The sequence below is a fragment of the Bradyrhizobium sp. Crot121 genome (assembly GCF_059512385.1).
The window spans coordinates 85,685-111,903 of sequence record NZ_JCAMOR010000022.1; the positions used below are offsets into that span (position 1 = coordinate 85,685).

Annotated in this window: 18 protein-coding genes; 8 read left to right on the forward strand and 10 right to left on the reverse strand. The window is 61.2% G+C overall.

The features are described from left to right. Nucleotides 1-298: 298 nt before the first annotated feature. The 3 genes from AC5ZGW_RS20555 to AC5ZGW_RS20565 form a co-directional block, all read right to left on the reverse strand. Entirely contained in the window at nt 299-1,243 is a 945-nt protein-coding gene (locus tag AC5ZGW_RS20555) for a Rossmann-like and DUF2520 domain-containing protein (protein WP_130226526.1), read from the reverse strand. Continuing rightward, on the reverse strand, nt 1,189-1,839 hold the full coding sequence (locus AC5ZGW_RS20560) for a class II aldolase/adducin family protein (protein ID WP_349645088.1): 651 nt from the start codon (nt 1,837-1,839) through the stop codon (nt 1,189-1,191). Before AC5ZGW_RS20560 ends, AC5ZGW_RS20555 begins: the two co-directional genes overlap by 55 nt. Nucleotides 1,840-2,139: 300 nt before the next feature. Continuing rightward, nucleotides 2,140-2,805: a TetR/AcrR family transcriptional regulator gene (locus AC5ZGW_RS20565; RefSeq protein ID WP_165435268.1), complete on the reverse strand. Its 666-nt coding sequence runs from the start codon at nt 2,803-2,805 to the stop codon at nt 2,140-2,142. 229 nt (nt 2,806-3,034) lie between these two features. Here AC5ZGW_RS20565 and AC5ZGW_RS20570 point away from each other — a divergent pair, with 229 nt between their 5' ends. After that, nucleotides 3,035-4,732 carry an acyl-CoA dehydrogenase family protein gene (locus AC5ZGW_RS20570; protein ID WP_130226524.1) on the forward strand — a complete coding sequence of 566 codons (1,698 nt, stop codon included), beginning with the start codon at nt 3,035-3,037 and terminating at the stop codon, nt 4,730-4,732. A 181-nt stretch (nt 4,733-4,913) separates the two neighbouring features. Here the strand turns inward: AC5ZGW_RS20570 and AC5ZGW_RS20575 are convergent, their stop codons facing one another. The 5 genes from AC5ZGW_RS20575 to AC5ZGW_RS20595 form a co-directional block, all read right to left on the reverse strand. Continuing rightward, nucleotides 4,914-11,192 carry a filamentous hemagglutinin family protein gene (locus AC5ZGW_RS20575; protein ID WP_130226523.1) on the reverse strand — a complete coding sequence of 2,093 codons (6,279 nt, stop codon included), beginning with the start codon at nt 11,190-11,192 and terminating at the stop codon, nt 4,914-4,916. Beyond that, nucleotides 11,189-15,790: a two-partner secretion domain-containing protein gene (locus AC5ZGW_RS20580; RefSeq protein WP_130226522.1), complete on the reverse strand. Its 4,602-nt coding sequence runs from the start codon at nt 15,788-15,790 to the stop codon at nt 11,189-11,191. Before AC5ZGW_RS20580 ends, AC5ZGW_RS20575 begins: the two co-directional genes overlap by 4 nt. A gap of 216 nt (nt 15,791-16,006) precedes the next feature. Then, nucleotides 16,007-16,963, reverse strand: coding sequence for a FecR family protein (locus AC5ZGW_RS20585; RefSeq protein ID WP_130226521.1), 957 nt, complete (start codon nt 16,961-16,963; stop codon nt 16,007-16,009). A 7-nt stretch (nt 16,964-16,970) separates the two neighbouring features. Beyond that, nucleotides 16,971-17,492, reverse strand: a complete 522-nt coding sequence (locus AC5ZGW_RS20590) for an RNA polymerase sigma factor (RefSeq protein ID WP_245287283.1) — start codon at nt 17,490-17,492, stop codon at nt 16,971-16,973. Between the two features lie 17 nt (nt 17,493-17,509). Then, the gene (locus tag AC5ZGW_RS20595) at nt 17,510-18,136 is read right to left on the reverse strand and encodes a secretin and TonB N-terminal domain-containing protein (protein WP_207231040.1); all 627 of its coding nucleotides are present in this window, start codon (nt 18,134-18,136) and stop codon (nt 17,510-17,512) included. Nucleotides 18,137-19,326: 1,190 nt separating this feature from the next. Between AC5ZGW_RS20595 and AC5ZGW_RS20600 the strand changes: the two genes are divergently transcribed. Next, entirely contained in the window at nt 19,327-19,506 is a 180-nt protein-coding gene (locus tag AC5ZGW_RS20600; RefSeq protein WP_496113953.1) for a hypothetical protein, read from the forward strand. Between the two features lie 246 nt (nt 19,507-19,752). Here the strand turns inward: AC5ZGW_RS20600 and AC5ZGW_RS20605 are convergent, their stop codons facing one another. Continuing rightward, a complete protein-coding gene (locus AC5ZGW_RS20605) occupies nt 19,753-19,947 on the reverse strand; it encodes a twin-arginine translocation signal domain-containing protein (protein ID WP_130226518.1) in 195 nt (64 codons plus the stop codon). A 785-nt stretch (nt 19,948-20,732) separates the two neighbouring features. Here AC5ZGW_RS20605 and AC5ZGW_RS20610 point away from each other — a divergent pair. Both AC5ZGW_RS20610 and AC5ZGW_RS20615 read left to right on the forward strand, forming a co-directional pair. After that, entirely contained in the window at nt 20,733-21,053 is a 321-nt protein-coding gene (locus AC5ZGW_RS20610; protein ID WP_130226515.1) for a hypothetical protein, read from the forward strand. A gap of 677 nt (nt 21,054-21,730) precedes the next feature. Further along, nucleotides 21,731-22,273 carry a hypothetical protein gene (locus tag AC5ZGW_RS20615; protein WP_130226514.1) on the forward strand — a complete coding sequence of 181 codons (543 nt, stop codon included), beginning with the start codon at nt 21,731-21,733 and terminating at the stop codon, nt 22,271-22,273. 146 nt (nt 22,274-22,419) lie between these two features. Here the strand turns inward: AC5ZGW_RS20615 and AC5ZGW_RS20620 are convergent, their stop codons facing one another. After that, nucleotides 22,420-23,313 carry an exonuclease domain-containing protein gene (locus tag AC5ZGW_RS20620; RefSeq protein WP_130226513.1) on the reverse strand — a complete coding sequence of 298 codons (894 nt, stop codon included), beginning with the start codon at nt 23,311-23,313 and terminating at the stop codon, nt 22,420-22,422. Nucleotides 23,314-23,454: 141 nt separating this feature from the next. On the opposite strand from AC5ZGW_RS20620, the gene AC5ZGW_RS20625 reads away from it, so the two are divergent. The 4 genes from AC5ZGW_RS20625 (at nt 23,455) to AC5ZGW_RS20640 (ending at nt 26,199) form a co-directional block, all read left to right on the forward strand. Beyond that, nucleotides 23,455-24,450, forward strand: coding sequence for a hypothetical protein (locus tag AC5ZGW_RS20625; RefSeq protein WP_130226512.1), 996 nt, complete (start codon nt 23,455-23,457; stop codon nt 24,448-24,450). Continuing rightward, on the forward strand, nt 24,443-24,619 hold the full coding sequence (locus AC5ZGW_RS20630) for a hypothetical protein (protein ID WP_165435266.1): 177 nt from the start codon (nt 24,443-24,445) through the stop codon (nt 24,617-24,619). The genes AC5ZGW_RS20625 and AC5ZGW_RS20630 overlap by 8 nt, the downstream gene beginning before the upstream one ends. Before the next feature lie 281 nt (nt 24,620-24,900). Next, nucleotides 24,901-25,605: an outer membrane protein gene (locus AC5ZGW_RS20635; protein WP_130226511.1), complete on the forward strand. Its 705-nt coding sequence runs from the start codon at nt 24,901-24,903 to the stop codon at nt 25,603-25,605. 294 nt (nt 25,606-25,899) lie between these two features. After that, nucleotides 25,900-26,199, forward strand: a complete 300-nt coding sequence (locus AC5ZGW_RS20640) for a hypothetical protein (protein WP_130226510.1) — start codon at nt 25,900-25,902, stop codon at nt 26,197-26,199. The last annotated feature ends 20 nt before the right edge of the window (nt 26,200-26,219 follow it).

Here is a 26,219-nt window from a genome sequence, read left to right on the forward strand (position 1 = left end):
CCTTCCTAAATCCGCGAAGCATCGATGGACCACTGAAGCCGTACCGCTCCACTCGATCAGAGCTGCAGCAGCGGTCCGCTAAGGACGCCGCAAGATTCGTACAGCCGTTGTACCGCCCTCTCCGAGCTTGGCCGGAGCCCCCATTGCCGTACCCGGCATACGATTCCAATTTGGCTGACATTCCCGACGGCGGCTTGAAGCCTTAGGCATACTCAAGGAGCAAGCGATACTTTTGGGCATAACCTAGTCCCGGAATGGCACCCACTGCATTTCCTTCTCTCGGGATGCCGGCTTCTTCTCAGCCTTTCGCTGTCGGGGCGGTCGACAACGCTTCTCGGATCTGGTCCGCGACCGATGTCGTCAGGCTTGCTCGCGCAAGCCCAAGTGGAATGGTTCGCTCAGTCAAGGAGCGATACAATTCACCGGCGTTAGGGCTGAAGAGGTCTATCGCGGCTATGTGCCGTCGCACCGTGCCGACATCGCCTCTCGCGACGCAGCCGCCCATTCCCTTGGCCAGGCTGCTGCTGGTGACCGCCGAGGTGGTTCCGGCGAGAAGCGGCAGCAGGGCGTTCAAGGCGTCACGTTCGCTGGCGCTGAAGGACTTCCAGATCGACACGGCCTCCGAAAGCAGCGCGATGAAGAAAGGGCCAACGTAATAGACCGAGGCATGGTAGATCGCGCGTTGTCCTCGGGGTACCTCCACGGTGGTGCAGCCGATGTCGCCGGCCAGCCGCTTGAGCGTCTCGAGGAATGCGGGTTCGGCGGCCTCCACGCCGACCGTCACGCCCGGCAAGCCCCGCAGAGCGACGGCCGGATCGGTAAACATCTGCAGCGGGTGGAAGCCACCTATCGTCGCGCCGTCCGATTTCGCCTTCGCCAACGCTTCAATGTCGGTCGCGCCGCTGCAGTGGACGACCTTATGATGCGACTGCCAGGCGATGCCGTCGGCGACGCGCGCGATGGCATCGTCCGATACGGTCAGCCAGACGAAGTCGCACGTGTCCGCCACCGCCTGCGCGCTCGCCAGCGCACGCAGCCCCTCGACTTCCTGCTGCATTTGGAGCGCGCCCTCGCCGCCCCGGCTCCAGGCGGCGGCCACCTGATGCCCCGCCCGACTGAAGGCTTGTGCGAGCGTGCGTCCGACGCTGCCGCACCCGATGAATCCGAATTTTGCGCTGGGCATCCCGATCAGCTCCGGAACGAGGCATCGAGCCGGTCGAGTTTGCGCAGCAGGGCCGCCCATTCGAGCGAACCGTACCCGCCCGAATTCCGCCTCGCGCCTTCGTTGAGCGTGGGGTTCGTGTCCGCTTCATTGAGCAGCGTGATCTCGCTGCCGGAGAAGCACGTCACCGTGTTCTCGATCGCGGCGGGAGACGGCTGATGGACCGGCCGGTTGCAGGCCAGAAGATCGACCTGGATCCGGCAAGCGTTCTCGAGCCAGTAGATGGCGTTGAAGGCCTGCGGGATCGTCCGGCCACAGGCGAGCAGCCCATGATTGCGCAGCAGGAGCACGTCGTGTTCGCCCAGATCGCGGACGACGCGATCGCACTCCTCGCCGCCGATCGCCGGTCCTTCGAATTCGTGGTAGCCGACCCGACCGTGGAAGCGCATCGCGGTCTGGGACAACGGGAGCAAGCCTTCGCTCAGACCGCTGACGGCGGTGCCGGCGCGGGTGTGCGTGTGGATGATGCAGTGAAGGTCCGGTCGCGCCCTGTGGATGGGAGCGTGCAGATAGAAGCCCGCGACGTTGACGTTGTAGCCGTGATCGGGTTGCAGGAGCGTGTTGCCGTCGACGTCGATCTTGATGAGGTTCGACGCCGTGATCTCTTCGTACAGCATCCCGTACGGGTTGATGAGATAGCTTCCTTCCTCGCCCGGAACGCCGCACTGATGTGGTTGTAGATCAGGTCCGTCATTCCAAAGACGGCCATCAATCGGTAGCAGGCGGCGAGATCGATCCGGGTCTGCCACTCATCGAGCGAGACCGCCGACTTGATGTCGGCGAGGGAAAGCACCTTCATGTTGCCCATCTGTGTTGTCCTTTCCAAGTGAACCGACGCGTTACCGCGTCCATTGATCGGGCGAAGCAGTCGGCCGATGGCCGCGGGAGCCCCCGTCGGCCCCTCGCTCTTCGGCCGCTCAGGACTTCTTCAGAGAGACGGCTTCCACCGCACCGGTCGCGGGACGCTCTCGCTCGAGCAGGGGGTTGTCCGGCTTCGCGACCGCGGCGAGGCATAGATCCGCGATGGAATCCGCGAACTCTTCGGTCTGCACCGGGACGCCGCTGGCTCCGGGCGCGAGAACGCTGATCAGACCTTCCATGAAGGCTCCGACGAGGCAGGTTGCGGCGACCCTGACGTCGACCTTGCGGAATTCGTCGGCGGCGAGGCCTTCCTTGATAATGGTCTCGAAGACGCGCGCGACGGCAAGTCGATACTTCAGTCGCGTGCTTTCCACTTCCGGATCGATCGGCTCGAAGATAAGGCCGTAGGCGAGGCGCTTGCCGCGCACGGCTCGCAGCACGAAAGTGCGGACCGCGTCCCTCACCTTCTGCGACGGCTCTCCTTCCGCGACGGCGATCCCCGATAGAACGTCGACCTCGCGCTGCGAAACCGTGCTGACGATGGTGGCGCAGAGATCCGCACGTGACGGGAAGTATCGATAGATCGTTCCGACCGCGACGTCGGCTGCGGCCGCGACCGCGTTCATCTGAAGCTCCTGGAATCCGCCATCCATCACGACGCCGCGCGCGGCCCGCAGGATATGCGTCTTCTTGTCGAGGGAACGGACCTGTCTAGTCGCCATCTCGTCACCCGAAGATGAAGTTGAATTCATTTTCATCTTGATTTGGAAATCGATCGGTGTCAAGAGATGATGTAATTTCGCGTGAAAATCAGCGCTTTTGAGCCGATCTGAAACTGAACAATCGCTTCAGTTTGGTGGACTTTCCGACCCTGCCTGAGGGTCGGTTCGGTTTCGAGAATGCTCGCCAACGCAGCGAGCCACGAACCTAGGAACGAATTGGAGGCGTCCCATGACCCAAGCACTCGAAGCTCCCGCCAGCCGTTACGGCACCCACAAGGTCCTAAACCAGGCCAAGCCCGCCGCCGGCTTCAATGCCTTTACCGGCGACGCCGTGCTGCGCGCCGCGATCGAGCGCGAGGCTCCTTGGGCCGCGGACCGCTGCGAGGCCCTCGGCGCGGTCGCGGGCGACGAGGATGTGCAGGAGCTCTCCCGCCTCGCCAACCGCCACTTGCCCGAACTGAAGACCCACGATCGGTTCGGCAACCGCATCGACTGGGTCGACTTCCATCCGAGCTGGCACGAACTGATGTCACTGGCGTGGAAGCATGAAGTACCGAACCTCGCCTGGCGCACCAACCAGAAGAACGGCCACTACGCCCGCGCCGTGCTGTCCTACGTCTGGAATCAGGTCGAACAAGGCACCGCCTGTCCGACCGGCATGGCTTACGCTTCGTACGCGGGCTTCGAGGCCGAGCCCGCGCTGGCGATCTGGGCGGAGAAGGTCAAGGGGACCGAATACGAATTCAGCCGCCGCGAGGTGAGCGAAAAGCCTTCGGTCGTGATCGGCTACGCCATGACCGAAAAGCAAGGCGGCTCCGATCTCCGCGAGACACAGACGACTGCTCGCTTCTCCCACTCCGAGGATTATCACGGCAAGCCGGCGCACTGGTACGAACTGACCGGCCACAAGTGGTTCTGCTCGGTGCCGCAAAGCGACGGCTTCTTCACGCTCGCCAAGGTCAATGGCGGCGTGACCTGCTTCTTCCTGCCGCGTACGCTGCCCGACGGCAGCTACAACAACTTCTTTGTCCAGCGTCTGAAGGACAAGGCCGGCAACAAGAGCAACGCTTCCAGCGAAGTCGAGTACGCCGGCACCATGGCGATCCGCGTCGGCGAGGAAGGCCACGGTATCCGCGAGATACTTTCGCACGCGCACCTGACCCGCTTGGACTTCGCGATTGGCTCCGCCGGTCTGATGCGTCAGTCGCTGACGCTAACCCTGCAGCACACCACCACCCGTAGGGCGTTCGGCACCTCCATCGCGGACCGACCGATGATGACCAACGTGCTGGCCGACATGGCCGTCGAAGTCGAAGCTGCCACGCTTCTGGCGCTGCGCGTCGCAAAGGCGACAGACCAGATGAAGGCCTCCGAACACGAACGGCTGCTCGCCCGCGTAGCCACGCCGGCGGCCAAACTCTTCAATTGCTCGCGCGCCCCGTCCATCGCCTACGAAGCGCTCCAGTGTCATGGTGGGAACGGCTTCATCGAAGAAAATCCGATGGCGCGTCTCTACCGCGAAGCGCCGCTGAACAGCGTCTGGGAGGGCACGGCGAACATGATGTGCATGGATGTCCGTCGGGCGATGGCCAAGGACCCGCGCACGATCCAGGCACTCTTCGACGAGACCCGTCCCCTGCTCGGTCAGGACGCCCGCTTCGACGCGCTGGTCCTTCATACCGAAACACTGGTTCGCGAAGCCGTTGAGGACGAGTTCGTCGCCCGTCCGATGACCGAAGCGGTCGCACGCGTCCTGCAGGGTGCAGAGCTCCTGCGTCACAGCACGCAGGACGTCGTCGACCTCTTCCTCGCCACCCGCGCACCGAACGCATCGGGGTCATGGGGTTCGCATTACGGGACGCTGGCGTTCAGCGTCGACCAGGCGAAGGCGCAGAAAGTCATGCGCCGCGCCGTGGTCGTCGAATGAATTGAGGAACGTATGTGTACGCAACGAGTTTGATCGTCATAGTCGGTTCGCACCGGCCGCATGGTCTTAGTGGACAAGTCCGTCGTCGCTACTCGCCGGCACGACCCGTTTGCGTTCTTCCACCGTCAGTCGTTGCAGCGCGCCTGGGCCAAGATTACCCGCGCCGACGATCTGCACCGGACTATCGGGGTTTTGTGAGCGCTGCTCGCGCTTGCGAGGACGTTCTTCCTCGCCATCGCCGCCGCCGAATCCGAGGAACTCGACGATAATGACGGAGGATGGTTCGTTGGCCCGCTGCTGCGGGGGCGCCGCCTGCCGGGCCGCGGCCCCGGCCTGGTTTCCGGCTTCCGGCAGTCCACTGATATTCGGCGGCTCGATCACCGGCACGCCTTTGGACTGGCCGCCGACTTCGATATTGGCGACGTTCAGGACATGCAGCGCCGCGAGATTGAGATTTGCCCGCAACCCGGATGCCCGCATCCCCTGCATTCACCGTGCCTTCGGGCGCAACGAGGTCGACATCGCCCTGAACCACGCCAGCAAAACCGATGATGGTGCCGATGCCACTACCGGAAATATCCGCCCGCTCTTGGACACGGGTAACCGCATCAACGCTAGTGGCAACCTCCGGCGCCGAAGGAACGCGGGCCGTCTTTGCGCCGCGACCGGCATCGATATCGCCAAGTGTAGCCCATAGCGTCTCGTCTCCACCGCCAAACGTCAGGACACGCGACCGATTCACCGTGACGCTTTTCTTCACGAAGACACTGATATCGCCCGGCCCGAGCGCAACGAGGCCTTGCCCGTCCCCGATGGCTGCGCCCAGTGCTGCAACCTGCAATCCACCGCCGGGAGCCAGCACCTCGATGCCGCCGCCGGCCATGGTGCGCAATGTCAGCGACTGGCCGAGCACATCGCCCTTCCAGCCCTCGCCCGGGAACAACGCCGCGATCGCTGCGTAGCCGCGGTTGTATCCACCATTGAGCGGCCGGCCCTTGCTGTCGGGCGTCAATTGATCGCGGCCGGCCTCACGCAGCTCCTGCATATAGACGCGATAGACGAACGCATGGCGAACCAGTTCCGGCAGGCTTAGGAAGCGCGCCCACGCGTCGAGCGGCGACAGGGTCTCGCCGGTCTTCTCTTCGATGAAAGAAACGAGGCCAAATCTGAGCAGCTTCTGCTGGCCGTCGCGCTCCTCGCTCCGATCGGTGAGATAGAGCGGCACCAACGTGCCGTCCGGCAGTGTTGTCGTCAAATAGGCCGGCATGGCCGCGACACGCGAGGGATCGAGATAAGCGGCGATGAAAGCATCGTAGGATGGCCGCTTGTCCTGCAGGCCTGCCATCACAGAGATCGAGGCGCCCTGCTCCGGTAGCCCTCTGATGTCGGTGCCGACGACCGGCCGGTTATTGCCGTCGAAACTGCGATTGCCGGTCGTGGTAATGGACAGAGCCTCTCCGTAGACGTCGCGGCCTGTGCTCAGCGTGATCAGCCCCGGTCCTTGAACTTGCATGGTGCCGCCGATGATGTCGTTGCCGGCCTCCAGAAGCGAGACGTCAGTCGCATGCAGATTGCGCAGTTGATAGTTGATGTCGCGAATATCCGTGCCGGCACGGAACCATGTCTGCTCCGCGGTCATGACCTGCGTCGAGAGTGGATCGCCGTCGTTCCGCAGGAGCACGTTGGAGATGGTCCCACGACGGGCGTAGATGCGGCTCGGCTCATAGTCCTCGGCGTTGGGCAGCACCGCGGGGTTGCGAATGCTCTGCAGGAAGAGACCGTGAACTCCGTAAGTGACCCGGTCGGTAGAAATGGCATTCTGCAGCATGAAGTGGAAGCTGCTTCCGCTTTGCGGCGGATTCTGGAATATGTCGTCGAAAGGCGAGCCCGCGAAACTGATTACGACACCGTTGATGCCGTCCACAGGCTGGAACGGAGACGGCATCATCTCCGGAATGGCGCGCGTTTGGGTAATCGAGCCCAGGATGATGTCCCGGTCGGCGAGCAACTGCAGCTCCGGATGTGTACCGGGCGCGGTGTAGAGCCTCCCGAAGTTGACGATGTCGCCATTCAGCGCGAGCACGTTCGTGATCGCAGGATAGAGATTCGTGGCGAAGAGACCGATCGCACCGTAGTCGGAATCTCCATCGAAAACGTAGCTGAGGTTCAGGTCCTTCGACAGGAATTGACCTTGATTGACGAGTCGAACGTCGCCGCCGATCGATACCAGATTGAGAGCGGTGCGGTTTGTATAGCCGCTCATGATCGCGCTCTGACGAGCGATACCGCCCAATAACAGAGGGTCACCGCTCAGCATCAGCGGATCGAGCACGGTTTGGACGATCAAATCGCCGGCCGTGCGCACACTCAATTCGGCGTCGCCGAGAGCGAACACAGGGGCGATGTTGTAGATTCCGGCGGCGCGTCCGCTGATGGTTACGGATCGCCCGGTCGCAGTCTCGCCCGCGGTGACCGTGCCTGTGCCACGGCCGACATAGTAGTAGCCAGCGCGGAGCGCGCCTTCGACGTCGACAGTCAGTGCACCGCCATTGCGCATTTCCAACGATTTGGCCTCGCCGCTCGTGCGACCGCCGCGCACCCGACCGTTGGTCGGGAGAGCCACGAGAATATTGTCGAGATCGCCTCCGGCGAAGACCGAGACATTGCCGCCACCGAGCGCGCCAACGCCTTGCGCAAAGTTTGCGTAGTCAATCCACCAGGAGCTCTGCTCGCCCGGACGGAAGACATAGTCTTGATCCGTGCCGCCGACGTGCTTGAGCCATTCAACGAAGAGCTGGTTGTCCTTCGGGTTGGCCGGAAGCGCCGACGAAATGCTGCCTCCCGCGGCGATCGTAAGGTGTCCACCCTCGATTCCGTAGGTCGCCGCTGAGGGCGCAGTGAAGTTGTCCCAGGTCGTCGTATCTTTGCGCCCCGCAGTGTAGACGACCGATTGATAGTGAGCGAGGTCGAGGTTGCGCCCGGCGCGGAGATCGATATCGCCGGTGCCGGTGCGCACCAGTATGCCACTGCTGCTGTTACCTACCGTGATCGTGCCAGAATTGCTGCCGAGACCGGCGAGCGGCATCGTGGTGATCGCCGAGGCCGAGCCGAGATCGGCCCCGGCGACGAGGCGAAGATTCCAGGATGCGGCATCCTGCAACACCCCGGACCGGTCGGCCCGATCGAAGCCGTCACTGAGGTTGCCGTTGATGATCAGATTGCCGGCAGCGCGGAGCGTCAACGTGCCCTCACGCTGTGAGGCTCCAAAGTCGGCGAACAGGTTCCAGGCCTGGTCGATCAACAGGTCGCCGGTGCTGCGAATCTCGATCCCGGACATGAGCTCGATGCCGCGTGAGCTGAGCCCTAAGGCAGCCGCGATAGCACCAGCATGGGTACCGAACGTCTGGGCATCGCTAACCGCCTGGACCTGAACCGCGCTGGTGGCCGCACCGGTATAGACGCTCACGCCCTCGAGCACCGCCGAGCGAGCGCCGATGATATGGGCCGCCAAAGCATCGACGGCGATGCCATCGTGGCCTGCGTTCTGCAGCGCGCGGAAGCGCACCCGGCCGGCCTCGCCGCCCGCGACATCGATCGCGCCGCCGCGGACATCGAGCCTTCCGCCCGCCGCCTCGAGCGTTACTCGGCCAGAGCCAAGTGTGGCGTCGGTCGCACCGGCAAGAAGATGGGCAGAGCTCTCCATCACCAGGCCATTGCCACCCGAGATCAAGATATTGCCGCCGTAAGTCGCGCGCGCATCAACGCTACCGGCGATCGTCACCCGTCCCTGGTCGGCCGCGAGTTGGAAGTCTTCGACCTTGGTCATGCCGGAAACGACGACATCGCCGGATCGGATACGGAACTGGCGCGAGCGGGTGAAGCCCGCCGCATTAAGGCGGTCGGCGAAAGCTGCAAACTCCGGCAACTCGGCGATGTCGAGCACGAATGTGCCGCCCTTCCCGTTCGCTCCGGCCTGCGCGGCGACCGCGCCATCGAGTACAACCGTGCCGCCACCAGATGCCGTCGCCGCAAGACTGCCGGCATTGCCACCGCCAGCGTGCGCAGCCAGATTCAAGATCGCGCCAGAGCCAACGACAACATTGCCGCCGTCGACGGCGGTCAGGCTGATGCGTCCGGCATCGCCATAGGCGCTGACGTCGAAGAATTGCTTGGCGAAGCCGCCGACATCGATCACCGCGCCGTTGGACAACGTCACGCCACCTGCGCCGGCCGTCAGTTCGACCGCGCCGCCGAGCGCGGCAATGCGGGTCGCGACCTCAATCGTCTGGCCGCGGAGCGTAAGCCGGGTGCCGAGGCTCTCCTCGAGACTCGTCGATGCCGTGCCGGCTCCCGCGAGCCGTAGCATGCCGCCCGTGATCAACGACTGCGCAGCGCCGCTGCGCCCGGTCAGCAAGGGGGTGTCGATCGTCAGTGCTGCCATGCCGGTGTCGATCCCGCCATTGCCCTGCCCTGTGATCTGGCGACGTCCCGCCATCACGACATGATCGAAACCGGAGATCGTTTTCGTTCCGGCCCCGAGAATGAGCTGGTCCGCGGCCAGCGTCAGCGTGCCTGATCCGGTGCCCGCAGTCGCAGTTCCTCCACCGCTGTTGATGAGCGCGATAGAGCCGCCGGACACCTCGATGTCGTTGGCGCCATATCCCGCAAGGCCGGCGCCATCGAAGGTCACCGAGGCAAGTCCGGCGCCGCTCAGGTTAAACGAGGAATAGAAATCGAGCGTCGTATAACTGCGGAGCGTCAGGCTCTCGGCGCGATTCAATTGCTTTAAGGATTCGAGAGACAGGACGAGGCCGTTGGTGCCGCCGCCAAAGCCGATCCGGCCCGACGCGACGGACAGCGAGGCCGCCGACAGCACCGCGCTTCCGGCAAGCTCCGTCGTCTGTGTCGCATCGATCAGAAGCGCACGGTCAGCCGTAAGGCGAACGCCTTCGCCGACCCGCACCGTGCCGCCGATCGTCGTGTCCACGTTCTCGCGGATCACCTGGACGACATCACCGTTCGACACGCGGATCAGCGCGCCATAGTCCTTGGACGGCGCCACCATGACGTCGTCGGCCGGGTTGCCGTCGTCCCAACCGTCGGGATCCTCGTAGCGCGCCGCCACCTGCGGCTTCATGATCAGATTGCCGGCGCCGCGCGTCGCCGTTCCCTCCGCCCTGATCACGCTGCCGGCGCCGATGTCGACCAGCCCGCTCGCCGCAAGGATAATCTCCGGCCCGGTGAGGGCCGAACCGGAGTCGTTCCGGACGAGGATGTCGCTCGCGGTCACGTCGAGACGCAAGCCGAGAGGATCCCCTGTGCGCGTGCCGCCGATCAACAGACTTCCGGCGCCGAACCTGGACAGGCTCGCGGAATCGATGACCAGGTAACCGTCGGCGCGCAGATCCGAGCGATCAACGCCTGCACCAACGATCGCAATCTTGGTTCCGGCGATGTCGATAAGAGAACCGCGGCCCCCTTCCGGGGTCTGCGCTTGCAGGCTGCCGTCGAGGATCAGTTGCCGCGTCGCCTTGAACACGACGGCGCCGCCATCCAGCGGCAGCCGCGGCGTCACCACATTGAGCCCGGTCAAGCGATATTGTGTGAGCTTGAATGTATCGGAGGCGAAGAAGGTGTTGGCGAAGGCCTCGTTGTACTCGGTGTACCGGCGCAACTGCGTGCCCGTAATCACCCGCCAGACTGACGAGAGCTGGTCCTCGCTGCCTAGCAACGCATCGCCGCGCCGACCGCTCATCATGACCGATCCGTCGGCAAGGCTCACAGGCCTCGCCAGCGGCGTGGTCGTCGCCGGGGAAACGAGCGAGACGAGATAAGCGCCGGGCAACGCCGCGTAGCTCGACGGCAGCAGCGTGTACCAACCGGCCGCTAAACCATTGCCGCCAGCAAGCCAGACTCGATCACCGACCATGCCGCCCGGTGCCGCGCCGTTGAAACCGGGGATCACCGCATAGCCGTTGGCCGACGTCAGGATGTCGTGCGAACCGCCGGGCCCAGGCACGAACTCACGGGCGTAGAGGTCGCCGCCGCCGCGGACGTCGATGACCGACCCCGCCCGACTCTCGACAACCGGGGCTTCAAGCGAAATCCGCTTCTCGGGAGGCGAGGTCAGAACACCGTCGGCGCCCACCGCACCTGGCTTGGTCGGATCGAGCCAGTTCTCTCCGTTGGACAGACTTCCATATGGCACGGTGAGCCCAGCACCCGACACCGATGTCACACTGCCGGCACCGAGGATCAGACGCTCGCTTGCTTTCAGCGTTATCTGCCCGAACGGCGCTCGAAGCACGCCGTTCTGTTCGATGACAGGCGCCGCCAGAGTCAAACTGCCGCCGGCCGACAACGGCGGAGCGACCACGTCCTTCCGGTCGACCGTTATCCGATCGGACGCTTTGATTGTCGCCTTGGTGCCCGTCGCCGGATAGACCTGCCCGGCTCTCAAAACCAACGCTCCATCGACATCGAGAACAGAGAGCGGCGGGATGCTGGCGTCGAACGGTGCATTAGCCGCAACTCGGATGTATCGAAGGCCGTTTCCGCGAAGCCGCGGATATTCATCTCACTGTTCACGTCGATCACGGATGCGACCAATGTGAGCCCGCCTTCGCGCCTGGTGCTGGACTGTCCGGTTCCAGTCAATGACATGTATGGCGCGATCAGGCTGGAGCGGCCGCCGTTGAGATTGACGAGCGGTGCCGAAATCTGAAGAGAACGATCCGCTTTGACGACCGCGTTGTCGAGCTTGATGCTTGCTGCCGTCGTCAGCGACACGTCGGCGAAAGAGCCCGACGCCAGCACACCCGGTCGAATGTACGCATTGCGAACCTGCACAGTGGACGGGAAAATCGCCAGCAAGTCCGTCCCGACAGTATCCCGGAGTTCTTGAATGGTCGCGTCGGTCCAGCCGTAATTTCTCGGATCAACACCGCTACCACTTGCCGGTGGCGCGGAGGTGATGATGATGTTTCCGCCGGTTCCGGCTTCGATCATTTCCTTTGAAATGAGCCATGAGCCCGATGCTGGAATCCCCAAATCCCGGGCGATTCGCGCAAGGTCGAACCCGATCACGTCGAGCGGGTTGTAGTCGCACGCACCGTTGGCCGCATATCCCCAGCAGTCGGGATCGAGTTGTCCGAGCCCCGCATCGTTCTTGATCGCCTCGATCGGATTGAAGCCGCCCGAGACCTCCGCGTTTATCGAGATCTTGCCGTTAACCGCACCAGGGCCGCCCGCCTTAGCGACCAGACGACCTGCAATCACACCCCATTGCAGCGTGAGCGAGATCGAACCGCCGTTGCTATCGATGCGGGAGTCGAGGTTGCTGTGCTGGAGGCCCCCTATCGGAACCTGGACAATACCGCTCGCGCCCGAGACGTCTATGAGCGAACCGGCATCGAGGTCCAGCATGACGCCTTTGATGCCCACGGAGCCGCCAGGACGAACGTCGACGACAGGTTGAAGGTTTCCGTTCTTGACCAGCGTCGATACGCCACGCGCCAGCAATTCGGCGCCATCAGCGAGCATAACGTCGCCGTTGTTCGCCGAAAGCTGGATCGTTCCTGCAGGGGCATCCAGCGTGCCCTTGACCACAACCTGGCTGCCGGTTTCGGAGGTCGCAAGAGAAATGGTGCCGCCGATGTCAGTCCTGACGACGGCGCCAGCACCGACGGTGACATTGGTTCCGCCTGCCAGACTGAGAGCATTGGGCTTGCGTTCGACCCGCTCGTAGACAGGCAGAACGGCAAGCGTTCCGAGAGCCGCGATGGACGTCCCCGTTTCGGCAGCGAATGCCTTTTTAGTATCGATCACCAGATTGGAGACGCGATGGTCGATGTTCGCCCCTTCGGTAACCGTAATCGTGCCTTGCGTCGTGATCGCCAGCGAGCGGAAGCCGCGATCACCCAAAAGAGAATCGTTCAGATGGAAAGCGGCGGTATTTGTGCCGGCGCCGCCCAATTCGACATCGGAGCTCGTGATGAGCTCCAGTTCGCCGCCCGAGCCCGCCGCATAGCCGCGAAGATCGATATTCGACAGCATATCGGCATCGGCAATTCCCAGCCTGATACGTCCCGCGTCACCGGCTGTGATGCTGGGCTTGCTGCCACCGCTGAGCTTTGCCCCGCCAGAAACGTCGATAACAGCGCCTTGCTCGAAGTCTCCGGCGACCTGAACCGTACCGCCATCGATCTTCCGAAAGAGCGACGCTGCCGGGTTCAAAAGTTCATTGATCCACTGTCCGCTGACGTCGATCCGCGAATTTGCCCCGAAAGTGTTGTGCTGGCCGACGAACCAGATATCGCCGCCGGCGATACGGATCGTCCCGTCGATAGTGAATGTGGTCGGCAGGTTGTTCGGCACGTTGGAGATAACGTTCAGTTTGGCTCCGGGCAGGAGTTCGAGCGCTTCGCCTTCACCGAGCGTGAAACCCTTGGCGACATAGAACTCGAAGGAACCCATGCCGGACTGGGCAAGCACGGCGGGATCGAGATAGGTGACTTTGTCACGATGCGGATTGGCCGAATTCGGATCGTACCAGATGGTGTCGAGCGGGCTCGAGACGTTGAAATCATCAGCCAAGCGAACCGGATCGCTCGCGATGATGAGCTCGCCGGGTAGCCACAACCGGGCCGGATCGCTGTTGGCGCCAATCTTTAACGTACCAGCCTTCGCTGGATTACCGAGCGCCGCCTGGCGCTCGCCGACAACCACGCCGCCCCAATAGCTACCTTCGAGAACGAGTGCTTCGGCTGCAAAGAGTTGAATCTCACCGGCGTCACGCCCCTCGGTGTATCCCTTCTCGAACGTGCGCGCTGACTTGCCGAGCGGGTCAGTCCATGTTTCGCTGATACCCCACCGGTCATGGCGACGGGTAAAGCCCCCCGCTACCCCCGTGTAGAGCTGGTCGGGCAAGGCGTCGCCAATATTGTAGACTCGTCCATCGGCGCCGCGCAGCTTGGTGGTCGTGTTCCAACCATCCGTATAGCGCACCGACCCACCCGAGACGTCGAGCAATGAGCCCTCGCGGGTAATGATCGAACCGCTGGATTTTATTACGATCGAGCCGGCCTTGGTGGAGAGTTCGGCAAGATCAGTCTTGCCCACGCCGACCCAGGATGAGACGTCGGCCAAAGGCGTGCCTACCCAACGGCCGGGCTGGCCGTCGATCCAATTGACCTCGGCCATGGGCCCGCTGGTGAAGTCACCCGATCGCCGTCGATCCACGATCACTTTGAGGCCGCGCAACCAGGAATCACGATAGAGCGGCGTATCGCGCAGCTCGTTTATGTAGAGCTGGGCCTCGACGAAGTTGCGGTCCATCGACACCGCGATGTCCTGCAGGCCCGCGACGCTCAAGTAGGCATTTTCGCCGATGTAAACGCGGCTGCCGTCGCGAACGGTCGGCTCGCCGGATATCGGCTCTTCCCCCGAAAGCGGCGAGGTGCTTGCCACGATGCTGATCTTGCCCGCCGGAACGATCACGCTTGCGCCTGCCTTCACATCAATCAGGTTTCCGCGCAACTCGACGCGGCCGGGCTGATAACGTGTCTTGAGCGATGTCTGCTCGATCTCTTCGACGTCGCTCAGGTCGGGTGTCGCCAGGGTGACGCTGTTCGAGCCCAGGGTCAGACTTCCGGTCGACCAGTATTGCAGGGGCGAACCGCTGAACGAGCTGCCGTTCGCCATCATGCCTTGATCCCAGGCGAGCAGCCGGATCGAGCCATCACGGTTGTTCAGCTTTGTGGTCGTGAAAAGCCCGCCGTCTTGTACGATCTCGCGACCCATGATCGTAATATTCCCGCGGTCGCTTTGGATCACACCGTCATTGGCGACGCGGTAGCCGACCGAAGCCGCCCTCGCCGCCATTTCGGGGAAGACGATGTCGCGCAGATCCTGCGTGAAGGCATTGGTCGGAGCTAACGGATTGGTCGCGGCCTGCATCGCATAATAGTCGAACAGCCAGCGCATCGGTGACGATACGGCGACGTCCAGACCGCGCACGCCCGTTTGGCTGGTCAAGAGATAGATCTGCTCACCGGCAGCCATGATCACTTGGCCATCCGGGGCGGAGATCTGACCGGAATTGATCACTTTCGGCGCGAACAGCATGACCTTGCCGGCGCTCGCGGTCTCGATCCGAGCGCCGGCCTCAACGCTCACGTTGCCCGGCGCCGCGCCGATCACCGCACCCGGAACCTGACTGGGGTCGTTGACGGAGACGAATTGGTTCGGCTGCCGTTGCTCCAGATAACCGAACTGGGGCTTGTAGACGTAGGTGTTGCCGCTCGCGTCGGTACCGTAAAGCTGCTTGTTGATACCGGCCAGGAACTGCTCATTGGACAAGGCCAGCGAAGAAGCAACGAGCGCCCCCACATTCACCTGGCTCGCGCCACCGAAGATGATGCCGTTCCGATTGATAATATAGACTTGGCCTTCGGCCTTGATGGAGCCGAGGATTCTGCTCGGTGCCTCCGAAGGATCGAGAACGCGGTTGAGCGCGATCCAATCCGACGCATTTGAACCGCCTGCGCGCTGGTCGAAATAGAGCTGGGTGCGGCCGCCGACGTTGAAGGTCTTCCACTCGAGGATGGCTTTCTGCTGCGATTGCTTGATCGTGACGTTGGCGTTGCCGCCACTGACGGTCTCGGTCGGGAGCTCCGCCCCCTGCCACAGGTTCGCCCTTGTGGCCACGCCCGGAGCCACCTGAAGACCGCCCGGCCGCAAGCCATTGGGCACGATATCCGGCGTGGCGCCGAGCTGGACGCGCGCCGCATCGCGAGCGGCCTGCTGGCTTGCCTGCATGGCCTGCACCGCAAGTGTCGCGCGCTTCAAGGCATTCTGCGCATCACGCGCCGCCTGCGAAGCCTCGAGCTGGACGGCCTGAGCGGCCGCGACCGCAGCGGCCGTGGGAGACGATGGTTGTCCGCCAAGAGGCCGCGCCATTGCGCCCGGCACAGTCGCAATGAGAGCCAAAGCGCTGACGGTCGCAAACAACTTGGCACGACGTATTGTGAACTGCGACTTGCGACTGCTCGACGCCATGATCATTCCTCGACGGTTCTTAATCGGTCGGGAACATGCCGTTCAGACGACGCCGCCCGGACATCCAACTGTCGGATGCCCGCTACAAACGCGTCTTGAGCCTATCCCCTCAATGTCACCCGGTAAGACCGGCCGAGCAGCGCGTTACTGAACCGCGCCGGAGAAAAAAATTCGAAGGAGAGGGAATGTTCTCGTCGCACACGCATTCGGCGTATTCTATGACACAACGACGACACCGCCGGGCAGTTGTGTAATGCGCGCGCCATAAACGTCCTGGATAAGCGCAATGAGATCGTCGATACGGTCGAGCGTAAGCCGAACTTCCACGCGACGCCGACCAAGCGCTTCGTTCATGAGCATGATGTGCCCTGGCCGATAGCGGTTGACCTCGCCGATCACTTCTGAAAGTGGGGTTTGACGAAACACCAACTGGCCTTCGCGCCAAGCCAGGACGGCTCCAACATCGGCCGCGACAACGGGCTCCAAAGCGCCTTGGGCATAGGCGACCTGCCGGCCTTCATACAGCGTGACGGAGTTTCCGGAGTAGTCGATCGCCACCGAGCCGCGTTCGCAGGTCACGGTCGCCCGCACACCTTCGCAGCGTACATTGAAATGCGCGTCGACAGCGCGGATGCGGCCGCCTGCTGCCGTGATCGTCAGCGGCGCATCGAGCGACTTGCTTGTGACGATGGCCACTTCACCCGACACCAGTTCCAGCGGCCCTTCACCGGCCGCGTGTGGCATGTTGAGGCTCGTACGCGTGTTGAGATCGATCGAGGCGCCCGATTGCAGCGCAATCCGACGTCGCTCGCCTATTGCGGTCCGCAGGTCCGCCCGCAACTCGGAGGCCGACGGCCAAAGATCAAGCGGCGGCTTCACAACAAAGTAGCCGAGTGCCGCAGCCGCCGCAGATGCCCCCGCGGCAGCCAACATCGTGCGTCGGTTGAAGACCGCGCGCCGGGGACGTCGCGATGCCGATGCGATGTTGTCCCAGAGCAGGTTCGCTTCCGCGAAGGCTTCAGCGTGCAGTTCGCTGCGCTCGCACCAGCGTTTCAACGCCGCGGCATCGGCCACGGTGGCGCGTCCGGAGGTCAGGAGCACCAGCCATTGCTGTGCTTCTTGTTTAATGGTCGCCCGCATGTCGGGCGGTGTGATCGGATCGTCTTCGCGCATAGCACTTCTAAGACCCTTTTCGGGGACCAGAACTGAACCTGCGATTCAGCTTTCTTTCAAGCCGATTGGAGCAATGCCGCAGCGCATTCAAGAGCTCCTTCTCGACCATCCGGGGAGAAATGCCAAACCGCTCTGCGATCTCCTCGTGCTTCACATTATCCAGCCGCGCGAGAAGCAGAATGGCTTTGCGGCGCGGCGTCAGCTCTTCCAGTGCAGCCCGGAGCATCGCAAGCTCCGCTCGCGCCTCAGCTATGCGCTCTGGATCAAGCGCGCCATCCATCGTGTGACGAATCGCTTCGATCTCAGAAGCGGTGAGTTTCCGATTGTCCTTCTCCCTTTGATCCGCCGCGACATTGAGAGCCATCCGGAACAGATAGGCCTCGGGCTGCTGCACCAAGCCGACATCGTCTATGCGCGCTATTCGCAGCCAGGTTTCATGCAGCACCTCGGTCGCCAACGCGTCCGAGCCAAGCCTCCAGCGAAGACGTTCGCGAAACCGTTGATAGCTTGCTTCGAAAACCTTCATCATTCGTGCTCGCGCGCCGGTCATGGTCGTGCCCCCGCGGAGCGAGAGCAACCACCATTCGACGACGCGGCGCGCAGGATTATCGTGATCGGTTGCGGCAAATCCCGTGGCGGGGGCACGACGGTGTCACTCGTAATTCGCGTCGTGATCGCCGCGTCGAGGCTTTCATTGCCGGTCGAACCAAGGAGATGCAGGGCCCGTATCCGCCCGCTCTCTTCGATCCACACTTGAAATGCAGCGCGGTAAGTGCCAAGCCGCGTGTCGTCATTACGGCACAACGCGCGCTCGACGGAATTCTGAAGCTCGGCAAAATAGGCACTCTCGTCAGAGCGATGCGTCGATTGCGATCCCGGGATGCCGACTGTTGGATTCGGCGGCGGCGGGCCTACCGTGAAAGCGTTGGCACCGACGTAGCGGATCGCAAGGCCCGTTCCGGCAAGGAGCACCTGCAGGGCGTCGGTCGGAGAAAAACGACCTTTGACGGGCGGCGAGTGCAACCCATTCGCCAACTCGCCGTCGATCAGCGCCGTCATGCCTGTCCGATTGGCGAATTCAACCAAGGCGCTGCCGAGCGGCTGCGCGGCCAGATCAAAGTTGATGTGCCGCTCGCGCGCCATCGCCCCGCCGATCGGGGACAGCGCGAGCATCAGCGCCAATCCTTGACTGAGCGGCCGGCAGGTACATGCCCTGCGGACGCGCGCGGTTGCGAGCGCATCTCGCATCAAACGCCCTGCCCCCTTACAAACGCAGCGATCTGCGGCACGGTAGCTAGGTCGGGACCATTACATTTTTATGACGGCACGAGCGTCCCCGCACAGCCATCGTTCCGCCGGATCGCCCCTGACCGCCCTGATGCGGCAAGACCGGGCACCGCAACCTGCTGAATCGCGGCGCAGGCCAGCGAAGCTGCCGGCCTTGCTGGTCGAAATGGCGGGCAGCGCGCAGCAGGGGCCGCAGATCGATCGCGTCCCTTTCCGCGACGGTAGGTACGCTCGGTATCGGAACAAATTCCGAGACCCGCACGTCTAGGAAGTGTGTGGGACTAAGCTATTCTTACAGATCTCGATGGTAGCGGGGGACGACTCGAACCCAGGACGCAAACATTCTGGCCTCTAGTCTATACTGGCGGCAAAGGCCAGCATCGACGTCCGGCGGTGCGCGCGCTGAAGAACAGGGTCGCACAATATGCCCAACCGCACCCTGCCCGATTGTCCTTGATCGAACGCTGCTCGGGCCTCGTGGCGATTATACATGCGAGAAGAGCCGGCCGATTTCTACGCTGAGCTACGCCGCAACTCTCTCGCAAGGAAACAGTGCTTTTGTCTCGCCGGATCTTCGTTCAAATAGAGATGCGAGAACCACGGGAGCAAACGCCGGACTCTCTTCGAGAGACACTGGGTACAAGGCTTGGACAACAGGCTGCAACGCGAGTGTCTCCGGAGGTGACCAACTCATAAGGAGCCACACGAAAGCGCGTGAGACGCTGAACACTCGCTGGTACTAACATTCGCTGCGAGTAACAATGCGGGAACAAGGGACGGAAAAAACGCCTTTTATATCAATGGGTTAGACCATTGGTGCGCTCGGAGGTTACTCGGAATTGCTGTAGTTTCAGCCTGTTAGGACGGCCGCCCGGCACGTTTGGTGCGATAAAAGCGGGTGAGGTACAATTCGATTAGACAATTTTCTTGAGGGCAAAATCGAGGTGGATATCAGCGAGTAATGTGGAGGAAACCGCCCCGCCGCTCCCTCCCCCTCTCCGCCGGAACCAAAAAGAACGGACCCAGGGCGATCCCCTTTTCACTACCCCCACATCCACGATCCACGAGCTTTGATGATGCCTGCCAACGACCCGAACGAAGCCTATGAGGTGACGCACCCTCCGGGGAACCCGCACGACATACCGGCGGGCTGGTGGGACGGTCATCTGCAATGGGATCCCGGTGCATCACTTCGGACCAAGCCGAGCGGCACCTGTGTGAAAATCACGCCGGAAGGTGCCGAGCTGTTCGCCTAGGACGTGGACTCATACGCGCTCCCATTTCCGATGAGCTCGGCTGCTGCCCCTCCCTCGTACGGATGCTGCCGCTCCCTTTCTCGCGACAGCTCCGCGACCCTTCTACGCTCAGCCCAGGCGGTCTTCAGGGCCTCGTATGCGTCGTCCAGCGTGCGAAATGCAGATCGAAGCTCGTCACTCGCGCCAGAGCCGTCCAGCGTTAGCACGGGCGTCCGAAGGCGCGGCGCAATGGCCTCCCGGATTTGCTCAGCCGCCGCGCCCGAACTCGGGCAGCGGAGGAAGGGCTGCACCAAGCGCGGCGCCTCCAGCGGTCACTGCGGCGGCTTGGGCGAGGAATGCACGTCGGGTGCTGTTGACGCAGTCAATGTCAGTCGTCGCGGCGATGTTGTTTGAGGACGAGTTTAAGGGTGGCGTGCTATGCACGCGATCAGCTCGATTCATTTGGATTCCACTCCTTGTGTGGCTTGGGTTAGAGCTGGGCGCGGAAGCTGGAACCTTCCCCTCAGCTCGCTTTTAGGTTATACAAAAATATGGCTAAATCAAAAAGGGTTATACCCAAAAAGCGGCGGGGACGTCCCGCTACCGGCAAGGACCCCCTTACGGCGTTGAGGCTGCCCCCGGAGTTAACTAGGGCAATCGAAGCGTGGGCGGCGCAACAGGGCGATGAGCCGAACCGGTCCGAGGCCATCCGCCGCTTGGTCGAGCTCGGTCTAACAGTGAGACCGAATGACCGTCCAAAGGGTAAAGGGCAGAAGCAGCGCGCACGCGAAATAGCTGGCGGCACGATCGATGAACTGACGGACTTGTCAGCCAATCCAGACGATCAGGCCAACCGGAAGCGTCATCTTCTTAAAGGTCCAGAGGAATTTCGGAGAGTCAGAGTCGATCGGCCAAGCCGGAAGACATGATTGCACCCGCCGTTGGTTGAGCTCGGGCTGAAGGCGAACAAAATGAAATTGCTGCCTTGGGTGCTTGTCGCTGTCCTCTTGTTGGTTGTCATAGTCCTGGGTGCATCTGTCGTTCGACTAGAAAATTATAGGTATGCCGACTCCCTAGGCATGTGTTCCGAATTCTTTAGCCGCGATGATCCGCGGAAGCGCATGGAGCGCGAACGATGTCTTGAGACTAGTCAAACGAGAACACATTGGCTCTGGCACCTACTCTACGGCACTAAGATCCTGTAGCGTTCGGATGATGCGGCTTGAAACTCAGGGGGCAAAGAAATAATGGCAATCAACCGAAGAACGGCGGCAATTCTACTAATCGCGGTTGCTGCGCTAACCGGCCCGAACTCCTCCTGGGCCGAGCAACTGACGCTTCCTTGCAAATTCGAGGGTAGCGAGCGACGTGGCGCCGAACGCGAGAAAGATGTGAATCAGATCTATATCGATACAGAGCTTCCAGCAGTTGAGCTTCGCGTAGCGCAGACGATGGGGACATCCGACCAAGTCTATTTCGGCTTCCGAAACCGGCAAGCTAAAGGAATGACCGACGACAAGGTCCTGCTATATTTCCTCGGCTCAAAAATGAGCATGGCGGCAATTTGAATGGGGGTGCCGACCTCGATTGTGCTTGATCGCATCAGCGGCTCAATGGTCTGGTCATGGGCGGATGAAGCAGGTTCGCGGGCCTACCGTTACCAATGCAAACCCTAGTTTGCCATCCGGTGGCTGGTTGATATCGGGCTGAAGAGGGGGAAATAGATGGCGGGGAAGTTTGGAACGTTGTCCGCACTGGTCCTCGGCCTTCTCGTGGCGTCACAGTCGGCCCGAGCGGCTGACGAGAATAGAATGGCATATGGCGCTGGAATGGTGACATGCGCGGAATGGCAGAAATATCGGGCGACAGGCGACAAGCCGGCCACCCTCCAGTTGCAGGCTTGGCTCGACGGCTTTCTGTCTGGCTTTAACATGGGGAGCGACATCGATTTTATTAGTCCAAAGCCGACGTCTGTGGCCTACTACGCTTGGATAGATAACTACTGCGCCCAAAACCCTCTAAACCACGTCGCCACGGCTGCGCTAGCCCTCAAGAATGAGCTGACAGCAAGGACGCACAATTGATCAGATTGCCGCCGGGCTCGGGTTAGGGCGAAGGGGAAATAGTTGAGGTATGTTCTGGTGATACCGAAGCGCACCGACGGGATTCAGACGATCGTCTTCGCGGCGGTCCTGTTCGCCATCTCCTGCGGCGTGCTGTGGCTTAGGAACAGGGGGCTGCTCCCATGATGATGAGATGGGTCGCCGTTGTATTCGTTTCGCTGGGCATCATGGATTCTGCAGCATTGGGGCAGTCAATCGGGGACACCCGCTGCAAAGATCCAACCTACACGGCGATGGCGGTTGATAAGATTAAGAAAGCCCTGTCCGGCGTTGTGGACGCTGTTGAAACGGTGCCGCCTGACGAGGCGGAGTATATCCGATCTGAATCCGGGAAAGCGCTGGAGCAGCAAAATGCGGCTCGCTTCAATGCCGTCGCAGGCCGACGCTTCTATGCCGCGTTTCAGTTCCACGAGGAAGCAAATGTTGCTGTAGAGAATCTTAATGCCGCCAGGAGTGCCGGAGGCCGCGACCAAGCTCGTTATTTGGTGGTCGTGCTATCGAGGATTGGCGAGCTTCAGGAGAAAATGCCTGAATATTTGTCCGCCGACCGAAAACGCGCCCAGCCCCTGGTGAACGACGGGATACGGGATAAGATGTACTTTTTCTTACCGACCGCGAAGGCTATGACGGTTAGCTTACTTCAGTGCGTTATAAGCGTCCTTTGACCACGGTGTTTCCGGCGGCCAACTTTTCACGGCTGGTACGAGACACCGGGCCGACCCTCGGCCACACGCCGGCTCAACGCTAGGGCTGCTGGGCTAAGGAGAAATAACCGATCAATCGAGGACCGCGGGAGCGGGCGACCCTCAACCTAACGCCCGACCATCAGCATGAAGTCACTCTCGCCGACAATTCGAATGGCCGCGCCGGCGGCGATCAGAGTCTCGCACTTCCGGTGCTTCGAGCTTTTTTGTTGACCCTTGGTAAGCCGGAGATCCTGATCGCCGACAACGAGGATGGTGGTCTTTTTCGTGACGGAGTCAGCCACCGTGCAGCCGGCCTCGGCCGCGGCTAAAGCAGCCTCGGAGCGCGTAATTTGTAGGGCGCCGGTGAACGCGATGGTCTCGCCCCACAGTGGGCCATCAGGATTCCCATCACGGGCGATCCGCTCATACCGAATTGGGTTGATACGTTTTGGAGTCGGCGTCTCTGCTGTAGACTTAAAGCCGACCTCATCGACCCAATTCTGCAAAGTCTTTCCGCCATCCTTGATGGCCTGTAGCAGCAATAGACCGGCCGCCCGAGCATCTTCGGAGGCATCATGATGTCGAAAATCGATGCTGAACGCTCGAGCCAGATTGGCCAGGCCATAGCCTCCATCTTCTCGGAAGTGCTCCCAGCTCCGCCGAGCTACCTGCAGAGTATCAACCCACACACAAGGAAGGCCCCTGGCTCCATATTTCTGGGCCGCGCGCGCCAATGCCGCCCGATCAAAAGCGCTATGGTGGACGATCGCTGTGTCCTCAAGCACTGAGCTGATGACCGGTAGCACCTTCTCCATCGTTGGCTTGCCGGCGACATCCTCCGGCCTGATGCCGTGGATCGAGACATTCATTGGATCGAAATAGTCCTGCGGATCGATCAGGATCGTCAGCGACTTGAAGACCTCGTTCTGCCGGAAGTGCACCAGCCCTATTGAACAGATACTAGCCGAATCGGCATTGGCCGTCTCAACGTCCAAAGCGATGAAATCTGAAACCCCCACCGCGCGCCCCCACGTTTTTCCCCAAAGCAAGATCGAGCAAATCGTCTTTCGTCGCAAGAAATTCCGAATGGTATTAGATGCCGGACGATATAGACGAACGTCCCCTTGCCTTCGCCCTGTGGTTGCGCTTGGATATCCGCCATGGGGACGGCGGGCAACATTTTCTCAATCAAGTCCGCAAGAATCAGCCTGCAATCGCGTGCTGCATGGCTTTTTCAAGCACTAAGTTTTTCCCGTCAACGCCGCTCACAATCAGCGCGCGAATCGCAAGTCAGTGATAGGATAAAAATGACTGTATGCGTGGCAGTAACCGTGGACGACGGGCTTGTGTTTGCGGCCGACAGTGCGGCAAGCTTGCTGGCGACAGATCCAAATGGGCAAAGCTTCGTTTCGAACGTCTACCAGCACGGCAACAAGGTCTATAACCTTTGCCGCGGACTTCCGGTCGTCGCCATGACATCGGGCATGGCGTCTATCGGACGTGCGCCGATCCAATCGTTGGCCAAGGACTTGCGGCTGCTTCTCAAGGAAGGATCCTCACTAGCAATCGATCCAAGCAGCTATATCGTCGAGCAAATCGCGATCAATGCGCGAAAATTCCTGTACGAGGAAAAGTTCCTTGCCTTGCAGCCGCCGCCGCCTGCCCCGCATTTACTCGACTTTTGGATTGGAGGGTTTTCGAGCGGCTCCGAGCAGCCCGAACTCTGGAAGGTGACGATCTTGAACGGCCAGTGCACCGCGCCTGAACAAATCAGGCCGCCCGGCCAATTCGGCATTAACTGGGGCGGTCAGCCAGATCCTGTTCACAGGTTGATAAAAGGTTTCAGCCAAGATATTGGAACAGCGTTGATCGGGGCCGGATTGGACCCGCAGCAATTGCCGCAACTCGTGCAGGTGATATCAGCCCAGACCGAAGCTCCTTTGTGCCACCCTGCAATGCCCATACAGGACGCGATTGAGTTGGCCAATTTTCTCGTAGACCTCACGAAAAACTACTTCCGCTTCATGCCGGGCGCGGATGTCGTAGGTGGCGAGACTGATATCGCGTCGGTGACGCGGCACGAAAAGTTCAAATGGATTAAGCGCAAGCATTACTATCCCGCCCACCTGAACCTTCTGGAGCATGATCATGTCTGATACGAAGCGAGAGTCCAAGAGTCCCCCGGAAGAGCTACGGGTTATCGCAATGCCGAAGTTTTCGTACCAGCCGATCGATAGCCGCACCTATTCGACCGACTATCAGGAACCGAAGAAGGCCGCCGGCGATGAGGTCGTTTCGTCGCTCCGCAATCTTCAAATGGTGTAGAGAATATTCAATTTGCTTTAGCGCAGCCCGCCGCATGTCGGCGGGCTTTTTTTGCCTCATGCATCCATTGTCCTTACGGGAACGCCGGCGAGCCAGCCCTCACCGCTCGTCCTCCAGCCGTACTCACTTGTACGGCGTGATCTCCTGGCAACTCTCCTGTTCACTGTGCCTTTCTGGACACAGACATACTCCGAGAATCCGCTAAGCACTACAGCGCTGAGTTGAATGGCGTTCGCGCCAGGGCATTGCGCCTCATTTTGAGGCGTATAGGGGAATTTGAAATGAAAAGGTTTCTATTTACCGCGGTCGCCGCAATGGCGATTGGATCTTCCGCGTCGGCTGCCGATCTCGCTTCACGGTCTTACACCAAGGCGCCTCCTCCGATCGTCGCCGCCTACAATTGGACGGGCTTCTATATCGGTGCTCAAGGCGGCTACGGCTGGTCGCAAAGCGTCGACATTGCTGGACTGACGACAGATACCGACGCCCTCAAAGGCGGCTTTGCTGGCGGCACGATCGGTTACAACTGGCAGGGTGCCGGCAGCCCCGCAGTATTCGGTATCGAGGTCGATGCCGCATGGTCGGATATCAACTTCAACGAATCGGCTTTTGGCGTGACCTTCGAAGATCGAATCCGAGCCTTTGGAAGCGTTACGGGTAGAATAGGATATGCTGTCGACGCCGCGCTACTCTACGTGAAGGGTGGCTATGCGTGGGCCGACAATCGTATCTCTGCCTCTGCATTTGGGTTCTCGCTATCCGAAAATCAATTCCATTCGGGATGGACCATCGGCGGTGGTCTCGAATATGGATTTGCGCCGAATTGGTCTGGCAAGATCGAATACATGTACGCCAGCTATGCCAACGAGAACTATTTGACCGCGTTTATTCCTGTTGGGGTTGGCATCGGTGCTGACGTTCACACGATTAAGGCCGGCATCAACTATCGGTTTGGCTGGGGCACGCCCGTCGTCGCAAAGTATTGATCTTTGTCGAGCATACTGAGCAAAAGCCCCGGCCGACGCTGGGGCTTTTTATTTTGGCTTATAGCCTAAGCGCATAGCCCTAGAGTTCTCCACACCCACGACGTCCGGTAGCTTCATCTCGTTCCGACCATCAAGGGATTGATAATTTGCCAAGTGGATTTTGCGGCGCTGTCATCGGCCACGCCTTGGCGCCGCAAACCCAATGCCAGACCGGAACGGCGATCGATTGACGAGACGAATAGAGCATTGCCTTTGAGCCCCCGTTGCGGTTGATTGGATTCGGGGGCAGACAATATGTTCAGATTTTTAGCGATTGCTGTGACACTCGGCTTGCTGGGCGTGAACCTTGGTGGTTGTGCCGCCGCGCTTGTCGGCGGCCTCATCTACAAAAGCACCAAGTCCAACGAGGAAAAGGCCGCGTTTGTCACTAACCTCCAGAAGACCAATCTGGAGCGTGAGAAGGCACACCTAAAGCCGCTCGATTGGTGCTCAGAAGCCTACAAATTCGACAAAGGCTGGGCGACAGAAAACACAGAATGCCAACAAAGGGTCGCGGCCTACGAAGCAGGCGACAAGTCGGCCTTGACCCCGTAGGCGTCCCCAAGGCACGCAGC

Excerpts from the sequence above, each read along its gene's own strand:
- AC5ZGW_RS20640 (WP_130226510.1), top strand. The coding sequence starts at position 25,900 with ATGTTCAGATTTTTAGCGATTGCTGTGACACTCGGCTTGCTGGGCGTG.
- AC5ZGW_RS20610 (WP_130226515.1), top strand. The coding sequence starts at position 20,733 with ATGGCAATCAACCGAAGAACGGCGGCAATTCTACTAATCGCGGTTGCT.
- AC5ZGW_RS20565 (WP_165435268.1), bottom strand. The coding sequence starts at position 2,805 with ATGGCGACTAGACAGGTCCGTTCCCTCGACAAGAAGACGCATATCCTG.
- AC5ZGW_RS20625 (WP_130226512.1), top strand. The coding sequence starts at position 23,455 with ATGGGGACGGCGGGCAACATTTTCTCAATCAAGTCCGCAAGAATCAGC.
- AC5ZGW_RS20560 (WP_349645088.1), bottom strand. The coding sequence starts at position 1,839 with ATGCTGTACGAAGAGATCACGGCGTCGAACCTCATCAAGATCGACGTC.
- AC5ZGW_RS20585 (WP_130226521.1), bottom strand. The coding sequence starts at position 16,963 with ATGCGCGAAGACGATCCGATCACACCGCCCGACATGCGGGCGACCATT.
- AC5ZGW_RS20615 (WP_130226514.1), top strand. The coding sequence starts at position 21,731 with ATGATGATGAGATGGGTCGCCGTTGTATTCGTTTCGCTGGGCATCATG.
- AC5ZGW_RS20580 (WP_130226522.1), bottom strand. The coding sequence starts at position 15,790 with ATGGCGTCGAGCAGTCGCAAGTCGCAGTTCACAATACGTCGTGCCAAG.
- AC5ZGW_RS20595 (WP_207231040.1), bottom strand. The coding sequence starts at position 18,136 with ATGCTCGCGCTGTCCCCGATCGGCGGGGCGATGGCGCGCGAGCGGCAC.
- AC5ZGW_RS20555 (WP_130226526.1), bottom strand. The coding sequence starts at position 1,243 with ATGGGCGGCCCTGCTGCGCAAACTCGACCGGCTCGATGCCTCGTTCCG.
- AC5ZGW_RS20605 (WP_130226518.1), bottom strand. The coding sequence starts at position 19,947 with ATGAATCGAGCTGATCGCGTGCATAGCACGCCACCCTTAAACTCGTCC.
- AC5ZGW_RS20635 (WP_130226511.1), top strand. The coding sequence starts at position 24,901 with ATGAAAAGGTTTCTATTTACCGCGGTCGCCGCAATGGCGATTGGATCT.
- AC5ZGW_RS20590 (WP_245287283.1), bottom strand. The coding sequence starts at position 17,492 with ATGATGAAGGTTTTCGAAGCAAGCTATCAACGGTTTCGCGAACGTCTT.
- AC5ZGW_RS20570 (WP_130226524.1), top strand. The coding sequence starts at position 3,035 with ATGACCCAAGCACTCGAAGCTCCCGCCAGCCGTTACGGCACCCACAAG.
- AC5ZGW_RS20630 (WP_165435266.1), top strand. The coding sequence starts at position 24,443 with ATGTCTGATACGAAGCGAGAGTCCAAGAGTCCCCCGGAAGAGCTACGG.
- AC5ZGW_RS20600 (WP_496113953.1), top strand. The coding sequence starts at position 19,327 with ATGCCTGCCAACGACCCGAACGAAGCCTATGAGGTGACGCACCCTCCG.